Source organism: Paenibacillus mobilis (assembly GCF_058267595.1).
In genome coordinates this window covers 317,190-328,757 of record NZ_JBZCMS010000004.1, presented here as the reverse complement: position 1 = coordinate 328,757, position 11,568 = coordinate 317,190, and the positions used below count along the sequence as shown (strand labels likewise).

The 11,568-nt window shown below is 51.9% G+C and carries 12 protein-coding genes; 7 read left to right on the top strand and 5 right to left on the bottom strand.

What is annotated here, in order from left to right; all coding sequences use genetic code 11:
- The first annotated feature begins 23 nt into the window (after nucleotides 1-23).
- The 3 genes from AC3ZPD_RS10125 (at nucleotide 24) to AC3ZPD_RS10115 (ending at nucleotide 2,690) form a co-directional block, all read left to right on the top strand.
- Complete coding sequence (locus AC3ZPD_RS10125) at nucleotides 24-890, top strand: carbohydrate ABC transporter permease (RefSeq protein ID WP_490984166.1); 867 nt, start codon at nucleotides 24-26, stop codon at nucleotides 888-890.
- Nucleotides 890-1,714 (top strand): carbohydrate ABC transporter permease, encoded by an 825-nt coding sequence (locus AC3ZPD_RS10120; protein ID WP_490984310.1) that lies wholly within the window; start codon nucleotides 890-892, stop codon nucleotides 1,712-1,714. The genes AC3ZPD_RS10125 and AC3ZPD_RS10120 overlap by 1 nt, the downstream gene beginning before the upstream one ends.
- A gap of 151 nt (nucleotides 1,715-1,865) precedes the next feature.
- Nucleotides 1,866-2,690, top strand: a complete 825-nt coding sequence (locus AC3ZPD_RS10115) for an alpha/beta fold hydrolase (RefSeq protein WP_490984165.1) — start codon at nucleotides 1,866-1,868, stop codon at nucleotides 2,688-2,690.
- Nucleotides 2,691-2,938: 248 nt separating this feature from the next.
- Here AC3ZPD_RS10115 and AC3ZPD_RS10110 read toward each other — a convergent pair whose 3' ends face one another.
- Complete coding sequence (locus AC3ZPD_RS10110) at nucleotides 2,939-3,226, bottom strand: serine hydrolase (protein ID WP_490984164.1); 288 nt, start codon at nucleotides 3,224-3,226, stop codon at nucleotides 2,939-2,941.
- Between the two features lie 252 nt (nucleotides 3,227-3,478).
- Here AC3ZPD_RS10110 and AC3ZPD_RS10105 point away from each other — a divergent pair, with 252 nt between their 5' ends.
- Nucleotides 3,479-4,240, top strand: coding sequence for an SDR family oxidoreductase (locus tag AC3ZPD_RS10105; protein WP_490984309.1), 762 nt, complete (start codon nucleotides 3,479-3,481; stop codon nucleotides 4,238-4,240).
- Between the two features lie 108 nt (nucleotides 4,241-4,348).
- On the opposite strand, the gene AC3ZPD_RS10100 is transcribed toward AC3ZPD_RS10105, so the two are convergent.
- The 4 genes from AC3ZPD_RS10100 to AC3ZPD_RS10085 form a co-directional block, all read right to left on the bottom strand.
- Nucleotides 4,349-5,083 carry a hypothetical protein gene (locus AC3ZPD_RS10100; protein WP_490984163.1) on the bottom strand — a complete coding sequence of 245 codons (735 nt, stop codon included), beginning with the start codon at nucleotides 5,081-5,083 and terminating at the stop codon, nucleotides 4,349-4,351.
- Between the two features lie 3 nt (nucleotides 5,084-5,086).
- On the bottom strand, nucleotides 5,087-5,539 hold the full coding sequence (locus AC3ZPD_RS10095) for a flavodoxin (protein WP_490984162.1): 453 nt from the start codon (nucleotides 5,537-5,539) through the stop codon (nucleotides 5,087-5,089).
- Between the two features lie 201 nt (nucleotides 5,540-5,740).
- Entirely contained in the window at nucleotides 5,741-7,081 is a 1,341-nt protein-coding gene (locus AC3ZPD_RS10090) for an MFS transporter (protein WP_490984161.1), read from the bottom strand.
- Between the two features lie 178 nt (nucleotides 7,082-7,259).
- Nucleotides 7,260-8,042, bottom strand: a complete 783-nt coding sequence (locus tag AC3ZPD_RS10085; protein WP_490984160.1) for a hypothetical protein — start codon at nucleotides 8,040-8,042, stop codon at nucleotides 7,260-7,262.
- A 315-nt stretch (nucleotides 8,043-8,357) separates the two neighbouring features.
- Between AC3ZPD_RS10085 and AC3ZPD_RS10080 the strand changes: the two genes are divergently transcribed.
- The 3 genes from AC3ZPD_RS10080 (at nucleotide 8,358) to AC3ZPD_RS10070 (ending at nucleotide 11,527) form a co-directional block, all read left to right on the top strand.
- Nucleotides 8,358-9,362, top strand: coding sequence for an iron-hydroxamate ABC transporter substrate-binding protein (locus AC3ZPD_RS10080; RefSeq protein ID WP_490984159.1), 1,005 nt, complete (start codon nucleotides 8,358-8,360; stop codon nucleotides 9,360-9,362).
- 219 nt (nucleotides 9,363-9,581) lie between these two features.
- The gene (locus AC3ZPD_RS10075; RefSeq protein WP_490984308.1) at nucleotides 9,582-10,523 is read left to right on the top strand and encodes a FecCD family ABC transporter permease; all 942 of its coding nucleotides are present in this window, start codon (nucleotides 9,582-9,584) and stop codon (nucleotides 10,521-10,523) included.
- Nucleotides 10,520-11,527, top strand: coding sequence for a FecCD family ABC transporter permease (locus tag AC3ZPD_RS10070; protein ID WP_490984158.1), 1,008 nt, complete (start codon nucleotides 10,520-10,522; stop codon nucleotides 11,525-11,527). The genes AC3ZPD_RS10075 and AC3ZPD_RS10070 overlap by 4 nt, the downstream gene beginning before the upstream one ends.
- Nucleotides 11,528-11,568 lie beyond the last annotated feature (41 nt).

The window sequence follows — 11,568 nt, the reverse complement described above, 5'->3', positions numbered from 1 at the left end:
GCAGACCAAAAGGAGGATGAAGGATGGCTAGACGACGCGCGGCGTTTTACTGGATGACGATTCCGGCAGTAGTTCTCTTTTTCTTGTTTCACACCTTTCCGGCCCTTCAGGGCGTTTATTATTCCTTTACCAACTGGAACGGCTTTGGGGATCATTATGATTTCATCGGCTTTAAAAACTATTACTACCTGTTCCAGGACAGCAATGTCTGGAATGCCTACGGGTTCACCTTTAAATTTGCGGTGGTAGCCACCATCTTTATCAATATCATCAGCTTGCTTATTGCGCTGGGACTAAACGCCAGCATCAAAGCGCGGAATTTTTTCCGGGCGGTTTATTTCCTGCCGAATATCCTGAGCGTGCTGATTGTCGGTTACATTTTTAACTACTTGTTCTCGAACGTGTTTCCGATTTGGGGTGCTCACCTCGGCAGCGACACACTGGCGGGCAATATATTGGGGAATGAAAAATTCGCCTGGCTCGGCGTAACATTCGTAGCCGTCTGGCAGGGCATCGCGTTTAACACGATCCTGTACCTGTCCGGCCTGCAAACCATTCCGACCGATATTTACGAAGCTTCCAATCTGGACGGGGCGAGCAAATGGCAGGAGTTCTGGAAAATCACCTTCCCGATGATCGCGCCCTTCTTCACCATCAACATGGTGCTGGCGATGAAAAACTCGCTGATGGTGTTTGACCTGATCGTCGCTTTGACGAATGGCGGCCCGGGACGCGCTACGCAGTCCATCTCCCACTTGATCTACACCGGCGGCTTTGAAGGCGGCGAATTTGCCTACCAGTCGGCTAACTCGGTGATTTACTTTATCGTGATTGCACTGATTTCGATTGTTCAAATCCGATTCTTGCAGAGAAGGGAGACGGATATGTGATGAAGGTTCGGGGAAAAACCAACTGGACGGTTACGATTTTTATTGCGCTGGGAACGCTGTTTATCCTGTTCCCTTTGTATATGGCGATTACGATTTCGCTGAAAAATCAGCAGGACATGCTGACTTCGGTGTTTGGCCTGCCGACGCATTGGCGGTTTGGCAACTTCTCGGAAGCCATCCGCATGACGAATTTCTTCCGCGCGTTCGGCAACAGCGCTTTGGTAACGCTGGCAACCGCCGTGCTGACGCTGCTGACCAACTCCCTTGTCGCTTATGCGATTGCACGGAACATGAACCATAAATTTTTTAAAGGATTGTATTTCTATTTCATCAGCGCAATGTTTATTCCGTTCCCGATCATCATGCTGCCGATCGTCAAATTGACCTCCGCCATGGGCATGACCAACCTGGTCGGGCTGACGATCCTCCATACCGTTTACGGGCTGGCCTTTAACGTGTTTGTTTATGTAGGTTACATCCGTTCCATTCCGACGGCGCTTGAGGAAGCGGCCCGGGTAGACGGGGCCTCGACATGGGGCACGTTCTGGCGGATTATTTTCCCGCTGATGATGCCGATCAATGCCACCGTAGGCATTTTGATCTGCCTGTCCACTTATAACGACTTCCTGCTTCCTCTCGTCATTATCAGCGATCAGAGCATGTATACCCTGCCGCTGGTGCAGTACATTTTCCAGGGACAATTCAATACCGAATTCAACCTGGCTTTTGCTTCTTACCTGCTCGCCATGCTGCCGATGATCCTGGTGTACGTATTCGCGCAGAAATGGATTATTAACGGGGTTACGCAGGGGGCGGTCAAATAAGAAGCTTAAAAAGATGCCGTTCTGCACACCGAACACCCCTGGCTGGACCGGCCGGGGGTGTTTATTGACTGAAAATCAGTCATAATGGATAATCGAATGGCCCTTATAAAAATGGGCATTGCAATCATGCCTAAAAGGAGTTTTGCTGAATATGAACAATCCCTTTGCCTCTCCAACGACCGGAACCGTCACTACCGAAGGCGATACGTTATATTATGAAATTCGCGGCGGCGGACAGCCGCTGCTCCTGATTCCCAGCGAAGGGGATGCCGGCTGCTACGAGGCTGTCTCTCCCCTGCTCGCCGAGCATTACGAGGTGATCACTTATGACCGCAGAGGTCATTCCCGAAGCACCCGGAGTGAGCCGGACCGCTTTGATATTGGCAGGCAGGCGCGAGATGCCGCGGCCGTGCTGCGGGCAGCCGGGCACGATGCGGCGCTTGTTTTCGCCAGCGGCGACGGCGGCGTTATTGCCCTGGAAATGATCAAAAGCCAGCCCCAGGCCATGAAGGCTGCCATCATTCACGAACCGCCGGTCATCCGGCTGCTGCCGGACAGCAAAAGATGGCGGTATTTCTTCGGCGGCGTCTCGCGGACCGCGGAAATCCATGGCGTAAACGAAGCCATGTTTATGCTGTCCTTGTCGCTGAAGCTGCCTCCGCAGGCCCAAGCCCGCATCCCGCAGGCCTATAAGGACCGCATTGCCGGCAATGCCGGCTTTTACGTGAACCATGAGCTGACGCCGCTGGTTCACTATAAACCGAGCGCCGAGCTGCTGCTCGCAAGCGGCGTTCCGCTGAAGTTTGCGGCCGGACGGCAGACACTGGACAGCGATTTGTACTACGGCCAAACGGCCAAGGTGCTGGCGGAGGCCTTAGGTTCAGAGCTGGCCGTTCTGCCGGGCCATCACCTTTCTTTTTTTGATGTGCCGGAGGAATGGGCAGGTGCCCTGCTGGAAAATTTGAAGTTTGAGTAAAGGTTCATGAATACACGGATTTATCGATTAAAGGATTACGACTATAAGAAGATGCGCTTGTCAGGAAACGGCTTGCCCCCGGGCCGGAGCGCTTTCCGTCTCTCCAAACGAAACATTTATCCTGTTTCAAATGGACAAGGCGGGGACAGCGACTGGACTCAGGGGTACGGCTACCAGTTTTGGCGCTGCCGCCACGGCGTATACCGGGGAGACGGTGCATTCGGACAGTTTTGTATTGTCCTGGAGAACTATGATGCCGCCCTTGCGATAACCTCCCGCTGCCCGTTCCAAACCCCTTTTTGCAAATAGAGTTGACCGAATTTGGCTATGTCCTCCGTCGTAATTTTCAGGCCGTAACCTTTGGTATTGATTCCACGGGGATCAGTTTGCCAGTCAGGATGGCGAATGCCAAGCGGCTCAAACAGGCGGGGCTGGAGAAACTCCAGCAGCGTCTGTCCCGCCACCTTCGTCAGGATGGCCGACAGCATATAAGTGGCCCCGGTATTTGTTCGAACCTCTCCCTTCGTATCAGTCATCCTATCGATTTCATTATATATCCGCCGCTTGGGCTTATAGAAGCAGTAGATTTGGGTATAAACGAAATGTCCGCAAGATCGAGGGGTAAAGCCGGAAACCCGAACGTTCGCCCTTTCTGTTTTATAGGAAGGGAAGATGGATTTGACAAAAAAGCAGGTTTGATCTAAATTATAACTAACCGTTTTGTTATAAAAGCGAGCGGTTGCCTGTACGAATTAAAACCCTACACTTAAGGAGTGAGTCATAAAATGATGAAGCTTACAGGAAACACAATTCTCATTACCGGCGGAGGCTCCGGCATCGGACTGGCTTTTGCAGAGCGCTTTATCAAGAGAGGAAATCAAGTCATTGTTTGCGGGCGGCGTGAAAACGTGCTTCAGGAAGCCCAGGAAAAAGTCCCCGGCCTCATTACCCGGGTATGTGATGTGTCGATCGAAGCCGAGCGTATCGCCTTGTTCGATTGGATCACCGCTAATTATCCGGAAGTTAATATCCTGGTCAACAATGCCGGGATTCAACAGCGTTTTAATGTGTTAAAAGCGGATGCAAAGGAAAACTGGAGTTACTTCAATAAAGAACTTACAGCGAATGTTGAAGCCCCCTTCCATCTTTCCCTTTTGTTTGCTCCCTATTTTGCCGGTAAAGAAAACGCGGCTATTATTAACGTGACGTCCGGGCTGGCTTTTACCCCGTTTGCGATCGCTCCGATTTATTCGGCCACAAAAGCGGCGCTGCATTCTTTTACCATGGGTCTGAGACATCAGCTTTCAGCTACCTCCATTGAGGTAATTGAAGTGGCTCCTCCGGCGGTAAACACCGATCTGGGCGGATCGGGACTGCATACCCAGGGTGAGCCGCTGGATGCTTTTGCCGATGGGATTTTCAAGGGATTGGAAGAGGGAAAAACGGAAATCGGATACGGTACTTCCGAAAGCCGTTTGCGCATGTCCCGGGACGAAATCGACGAATACACCGAAAAACTGTACAACGCCACAAAAGCCTTTATCGAATAATCTGCTGCCGTTTGAACCTAGGGTTTCCCTTCGAATTTCTCCAGATTTGTGAAAAATTTTCGCGGACCCGCGGTTGATTAGAATAAAAAAGCATGAGGATTTTTGTCCTCATGCTTTATTTTTATTTAACGGATCAAAGGCCGGTAAGGTCCCGTCCGTCTTTTTCCCGTCCGCATAAAACGGCTCATCCTGGGCCGCCTTATCCAGTTCTACCGTTTCGGACAATAGATAAACATAATCCAAAGATTGCTGCAGGTTCAGGCTTTCCCGGGTGTAAGTATAGGTTTGCCCGCTCAGCAAAACCGTAATTTCCACCACATCCGGCGGATAACCGTAGGCGCTGTTCCAGAACACATTGGAGAGATGCAGAAACGCCCGCACCAGCTCGGGGTTGTCTTCGACCAGGAACTTTTGCAGTTTGATTCCTCCGGAAGGCCGCTGCCAAACCGTTTGAAAAATCATCGATAAATCCGCGTACAGCTCCGGCACCCGGGTCTCCATCTGTTCGTACATGAGGATAGGCGTTTCGTCTATGTAAGCGGAGGAAATACGGGCTAACGCCGATACGGCCCGGTTATAAACCTCCCAATAATGCAGGGAGCTGCGAAAGCTGTCTTTGCTTCTGGGCCAGCGCCGGTTCAGCATGGACTGAATGGGCGTGTTATACCTGAGATAAGGCTCTAGGGTGAAAAAGTCGTTAAGCGCATGCCCCGCAGAGTACTGTACTCTCTGCTGCCAAGTCAGCTTATAGTCCACGGGTGAATCGTCCGGCCTGGTGCTGTCAAATTGCATGCTTGAACGAATCCACGCCTCAAGTTCATAGTCTCTGATAATCAAGTTCATCGATCAGGTAACCACGCCAAGGCTTTGGACGAATTTCCGGCCAAAATCCCGGCATGCCCCTTTTTCTTCTTGACTTGGCCCATATTCGATTTTCAGGTTTTCCTGAGCAACGGCAGCTCCCCAAAGCTTAAGCTTCTCCTCCAGCAGATCCACAGCCCCGCAAAAAATCCGGTATCCGGTATCCCCGCTTCCAAACAGTGCGGCAGGTCTTCCTTTAAGGTCAAGCTCTTCCAGTTCCTCCACAAAATCGAGGAATTCATCGGGAAGCTCGCCGTCTCCCCATGTATAGGCGCCTAACATAAAGGCGTCATAATTCAGCAGTTCATTTGCGCTGCATTCATCCACCATTTTCAGGACCGCTTCCGATCCGGCCGCTTTAACGCCTTCCGCAATCAATTCCGCCATTTCTTCCGTATTGCCGGTCAAACTGGCATAAACGACAAGAATCCTGCTCACCCAGAACATCCCCCTTTGCAGAGAACCATTTGATACCCCGAGTATAATTGATAATGATTCTCAATGTCAACGAAAAGTAAATTCGTTATTTGCCAGAATATCCTTTATGTCCGAATTCCAAACTAAAACCCCTTCACCCGTCTTGAGGCGAAGGGGTTAAACAGCTTGGCCCGTTTTTGCCTGCTCATCTTTATGAGGAGCTCAGACCATGGATTCCGAAACCGGCACCGTATTAGGCGGAAACGAACCGTTACCTGACGACCCGTCACGGAGCGCGTCTTCTTTTCCCCGCTCCATATTGGACCAGGCCATCAGCGCGATTCCGATCACAAAAAAGGCCAGAAGCGATAAGATGCCCCAACGCGTGGAACCCGTCAGCTGCCCGACTAATCCAAAAACAAACGGGCCAAAAATGGATGAAAATTTGCCCGTGACGTTGACGAAACCAAAAAATTCACCTGTACGCCGAGCCGGCATCAATTCGCTGAACAAGGAGCGGGCCAGCGATTGACTTCCGCCCTGCACAAGCCCAACCATGCCTGCCAGCAGGTAAAATTGGAGAGCGTTGGTCATAAAGTAACCCAGTCCGACTATAAGCACATAACAAGCAAGCGAAAGGTACAGCATCCTCTTGGCCCCGAAACGTTCGGCCAGTTTCCCGAGCAGCAGCGTGCAGGGAAACCCGACAAATTGCGTAATCAGCAAAGCCAAAATCAGATCGCTTGTGCCGATCCCGATGCTTGAACCATAAACGGTCGCCATTAATATAATGGTGTTGATTCCGTCGTTAAAAAACCAGAAAGCGACCATAAATTTCAGCAGCTGCGGATATCTTCCCAACTCCCGCAAGGTTTTGATCAGCCCGGCAAAACCGGTTTTGGCCGGCTGGCTGCCTTTTGGAGAAACGGCCGCAGTTCTCCCGGACTGTAGTCCCGGTCTGCCGCTTGCCCGGAACAAAGGAATGGAAAAAACAAGCCACCATACCGCCACGCTGGCAAAAGCAAGCCGGGTACCCGACGTAGTATCGGGCAGGCCAAACCATTCCGGCTTCTGAATCATCAGCAGGTTTATCGCCAGCAAAATCCCGCCGCCGATGTATCCGTAAGCATAGCCTTGCGAAGAGACATATTCCCTTTTGCCGGAGGGCACAAGATCCGGCAGCAGAGCGTCGTAAAACGTATTGGCGCCCGCAAAACCGATGGTGGACAGAATCAGCAAAGCCGAAGCAGCCAGCCAGTCCCCTTCACCTATAAAAGCAAAACCGAGCGTAGCCAGCATGCCAAGCAGGGAGAAAGAACGGAGAAAGCTGCCTTTTTTCCCTGATCGGTCCGCAGCTGCACCCAAAATTGGGGACAGCAAGGCAACAAACAACATGCCGATGGAATGCGTATAGCCCAAATAAGAAGAGGCCGTTGTCGGGTTGAGCGTAGAAGCGGCCACTTCCGTGTAGAAAATGGGCAGAACTGCCGCCAGAACCGTTGTGGCATAAGCCGAATTTGCAAAATCGTACATAATCCAGGCACGAATAGAACGTTTATTCATCCCAATCCCCTTTTCTATCTTCTGGTAATGAAAGATTCCATGATTACGGAAGACATACAGCTTCAGTCTATCACCGCTGTATGAAATAGAATCGGGGGTTTTGTTAACTCGGGAATGAATATCGGCCTTTCGCTTTTATTCCGCGTCATTTCATTTAGATTAGCACCCTCCGAACTGCCTATTTAGGTAGCTTGGCTTGGGCCGTCTTGAGCGCGGCCGAAATTTTATCCGCGCAGGATTTCAGCGTTTGCTGCGAGCTGTGCACCTTGCCCAGTTCGGCATACATCACAGCCATTTCGGCAGCCGCGGTAATGGCGTTCCCCTGCTTGACCGCTGCGCGATACAGCTTGTCCGCGGCGCTTTTATTTTTGTTGGCCGCTGCAATCTTCTTGTTCTCGGCCGTCATCTGCTGTTTCAGCGTTTTGATCGGCAGCAGGGCATCCTGCACCGTTTTCTTTTTGGCGGCCGCCTGCTTTTTTGCGGTTGTTAATGAATCTTTCTTGATTTTGATCTCCTGCTTGGCCGCCTCCACAGAGGGCTTCAATTTGTTCCGCTTCAAGTCCAGCAGATCCGCGTTTTTCTTGTTATTGATCTTCCTGGCTGCTGCCGCCTGCTTGCCAAGGGACGTGTATTCGGCCAGCAGCGGGGCATATTTCTTGGAGGCCGCATCCGCTGCACTTTGCAGCTGGCCGATCTTCGCCTTGTCGATGCTGCTAATGCTGGCATTCAATCTGGACAGCTGGTCGTTATTGGTTTTGTTTAAAGCCGCAATTTGTGCTTTCTCCGCCTTCACGACGGCTTCCAGCGCCGTAAACCCGTCATGCAGCCCTTCCAGGCTGGACAAAGCCGAGCTCCAGTTGTCCGCATAAGCGGCAGGCGTTAATGCCCCGATACTCACAACCAAGGCCAGCAGTAAACTGGCAGTCCTCCTCAACCAAACCTGTCCCTTCTTAGCGCGCATGAATTTCCAACTCCTCTTTTTAATTTTTCAAAACAGCTGGATGAAGAACACACCCGGTAAAACCGCCCTGGAGCATAAAAAAAGCACTCTGCAAGAAGGCCCAAAGACCTTGCCTGCGGAGTGCTTCTTCCGCTAACCTGTTTTGATTGCTTTTACTATAAACCTGATTTTTCCAAATGTCAATCAAAAACACGAACATATGTTTTATTCAATTTAGGGATTGACAAACTCCCGGCTTATATTTAAAGTTTTTATATCATTGAATTGATAATGATTATCAATATCATAATTTTATGAAGAGGGTGTCTTTGAAAGATGAAAAAGTTATTTTTTCCCCTGTTAGTCCTCGTAGTGCTTGCTTTAAGCGCCTGCGGCAACAATCAGAGCAACAGCGCAAACAGCGCCGGCAATACGTCCGCAAGCTCCAATGCGAGCACGGATAACGCCGGCGGCTCCTCAAATGCCAACAATTCGAGTGCAGACCCTGCCGCAAGCGACAGCGCCTCCGGCACGATCACTTATCAGTCCGAGAACGGACCGATCGACCTTCCGGCGAACCCGCAGCGTGTGGTCGCCCTGGCCGGTTATGCAGGCAATCTGATCGGATTAGGCGTCCCGCTTGTCGGCGTGGATTCCTGGACCAAATCGGATCCTAATTTTAAGGAACAGCTGAAGGATATCCCGGAAGTGTCCGAAGAAAATCTGGAAAAAATCATTGAGCTTAAACCCGACTTGATTATCACAAGCTCGGATGCCAAAAACCTCGATAAATTAAAGCAGATTGCTCCCACTGTCGCTTATACATATAACAAAGTGGACTACCTGCAGCAGATTTTAGAAATCGGCAAAGCCGTCAACCAGGAGCAAAAAACAGCCGACTGGATCGCCGATTTCAAGGAACGCGCCAAGCAGGCAGGCGATGAAATTAAAGCCAAAATCGGCGCGGACAAAACCGTAACCGTCATGGAAGGCGACTCCAAGCAGCTGTACGTCTTTGGGGATGCCTGGGGCCGCGGCACCGAAATCCTCTATCAGGCGATGGGCATGAAAATGCCGGATAAGGTCAAAGAGATGACCTCCAAGCAGGGCTACTATGATTTGTCGCTGGAAGTCCTGCCAGAGTATATCGGGGATTATGCCATTTTCTCGAAGGATGCCTCGATGGACAATTCCTTCCAGGGGACCGATACGTACAAAAATATCCCTGCCGTCAAAAATAACCATGTGTTTGAAGTGGATGCCACCACCTTCTATTTCAACGACATGATGTCCCTAGATTATCAGCTTGATTTCTTCAAGAAATCGTTCCTGGGCAGCTAATAACGCCAAACCAAACGCCTAGCGTGCGGAAGGACTCCTTCGGGAGTTCTTTCTGCTATCCTCTTATAAGGAACTGATGAGCAAACCATGAAACCACTACCGGAAACAAACTTGTCCAATCAGCCAGCTTCCCCAAGCAGGCCAAAAAACCTGTCCGGATCCAAACGTTCCCGCAACTTTGTGCCGAAGCTGCTGCTTAGCCTGCTTCTCTTCCTTACTATGTTCGCCTTGGCCATGATGATCGGTGCTAAAAACATAGCTTTATCGGATATTTGGAGCGCTATTTTTCGCCCGGGCGTTCAAGGCGAAGATATTTCGATCATCCGCGACATCCGGCTGCCGCGCGAAGTCGGCGGCATTCTCGTCGGCTCCGCTTTAGCCGTTGCCGGCGCCATCATGCAGGGCCTGACCCGGAATCCGCTTGCTGATCCGGGGCTGCTCGGGCTTACCGCCGGGGCAAATGCGGCGCTGGCCTTTACCTTTGCTTTTATTCCCGCCGTCGGTTACTTCGGCACGATGACGGCCTGCTTTATCGGCGCGGCTTGCGGCGTGATGCTCGTGTTCGGCCTCAGCGCCCTGCGGCGCAGAGGGCTTTCCCCGCTGCGCATGGTGCTTGCCGGCGCGGCGGTGTCCGCCTTGCTGTCCGCCGTTGCCGATGGCATCAGCCTGGCTTTCAAAATCTCCAAAAACGTCTCCATGTGGACCGCCGGCGGGCTTATCGGCACCACCTGGGGACAAATTCAAACGATCGCTCCCGTTATCCTCCTTGGTGTGGCTGCGGCCCTCCTTTTATCCCGGCAGCTCACCATTCTCAGCCTGAACGAAGAAGCAGCCGTGGGCCTCGGCCTGAAAAGCACGCAGGTTAAAATCGCCTTATATGTGCTGATTACGCTGCTTGCCGGCGCATCCGTCGCCCTGGTCGGCAATTTTGCTTTTATCGGCTTAATGATTCCTCACATCGTAAGAGCTTTGGTCGGCACGGATTACCGGACCATTTTGCCGATGTCGGCCATCCTTGGCGCCGTCTTTATGCTTTTTGCGGATTTCCTGGCCCGGATGGTCAACGCGCCTATGGAAACGCCGATCGCGGCGATCATCTCGATTATGGGACTACCTTTTTTCCTGTTAATCGTACGTAAAGGAGTCAAGTCACTGTCATGAGCCAACTTCAACTGATCCGCAGACAACAAATTGTCTTTGGCGGCCTGCTGCTGCTCACGCTGGCGACGATCGCCGTCGGCATGGGCATCGGTTACGCTTCCGTCTCCTATGACCGGCTGATTCCCACTTTACTCGGTCACGGGACCTTTAAAGACGAGTTCGTTTTGTTCTCCATCCGGCTTCCGCGCATGCTGATTACCCTGCTGGCCGGCATGGCGCTTGCCCTGTCCGGCTCCATTCTTCAGGGCATTACCCGCAACGAACTGGCCGATCCGGGTATCGTCGGCATCAATGCCGGCGCCGGCGTAGGCATTACGGTCTTTTTCCTGTTTGCCCCGATCGATGCCGATACGTTTGCTTACGTGATGCCGCTTGTGGCCTTTGCCGGCGCCCTGGTTACGGCCGCGCTCATTTATTCGTTCTCCTACAGCCGCAAAGACGGCATGCAGCCGATGAAGCTTGTCCTGACCGGTGTCGGGTTCTCCCTCGCTTTATCCGGCATCATGATCGTGCTGATTTCCCGAACGGAACCCGCCAAAGTCGACTTTATTTCCAGGTGGCTGGCCGGCAATGTCTGGGGCACCGATTGGCCGTTTATTATCGCGCTGCTGCCCTGGCTGGCGGTGCTGATTCCGTATACCTTATACAAATCCAAAACGTTAAACCTGCTGGCGCTGAATGAAGAGGTTGCCGTGGGAGCGGGCGTACCGATGCAAAAAGACCGGATCCTCCTTACGCTTGCCGCCGTTGCGCTGGCCGCTTCCGCCGTTTCGGTCACCGGGGGCATCGCGTTTATCGGGCTGATGGCTCCGCATATTGCGAGAGCTTTGGTAGGTCCGAGGCATCAGCTGTTTGTTCCGGTGTCCATTTTGATGGGCGGGTGGCTGCTGCTGCTGGCCGATACGATCGGGCGCAATCTGGCGGATCCGGACGGCATCCCGGCCGGGATCGTGGTCGCTTTTATCGGAGCGCCTTATTTTCTGTACCTGCTGCTCAAAAAATAGAAACTCCGCAATCCCCAAGATTTTGGATTATCCAAATTAAG

What these genes read in the sequence shown, in the direction of transcription:
- AC3ZPD_RS10115 (WP_490984165.1), top strand. Translation starts at nt 1,866, where the DNA reads ATGAACAATCCCTTTGCCTCTCCAACGACCGGAACCGTCACTACCGAA.
- AC3ZPD_RS10090 (WP_490984161.1), bottom strand. Translation starts at nt 7,081, where the DNA reads ATGAATAAACGTTCTATTCGTGCCTGGATTATGTACGATTTTGCAAAT.
- AC3ZPD_RS10105 (WP_490984309.1), top strand. Translation starts at nt 3,479, where the DNA reads ATGAAGCTTACAGGAAACACAATTCTCATTACCGGCGGAGGCTCCGGC.
- AC3ZPD_RS10100 (WP_490984163.1), bottom strand. Translation starts at nt 5,083, where the DNA reads ATGAACTTGATTATCAGAGACTATGAACTTGAGGCGTGGATTCGTTCA.
- AC3ZPD_RS10085 (WP_490984160.1), bottom strand. Translation starts at nt 8,042, where the DNA reads ATGCGCGCTAAGAAGGGACAGGTTTGGTTGAGGAGGACTGCCAGTTTA.
- AC3ZPD_RS10080 (WP_490984159.1), top strand. Translation starts at nt 8,358, where the DNA reads ATGAAAAAGTTATTTTTTCCCCTGTTAGTCCTCGTAGTGCTTGCTTTA.
- AC3ZPD_RS10125 (WP_490984166.1), top strand. Translation starts at nt 24, where the DNA reads ATGGCTAGACGACGCGCGGCGTTTTACTGGATGACGATTCCGGCAGTA.
- AC3ZPD_RS10075 (WP_490984308.1), top strand. Translation starts at nt 9,582, where the DNA reads ATGTTCGCCTTGGCCATGATGATCGGTGCTAAAAACATAGCTTTATCG.
- AC3ZPD_RS10120 (WP_490984310.1), top strand. Translation starts at nt 890, where the DNA reads ATGAAGGTTCGGGGAAAAACCAACTGGACGGTTACGATTTTTATTGCG.
- AC3ZPD_RS10070 (WP_490984158.1), top strand. Translation starts at nt 10,520, where the DNA reads ATGAGCCAACTTCAACTGATCCGCAGACAACAAATTGTCTTTGGCGGC.
- AC3ZPD_RS10110 (WP_490984164.1), bottom strand. Translation starts at nt 3,226, where the DNA reads ATGACTGATACGAAGGGAGAGGTTCGAACAAATACCGGGGCCACTTAT.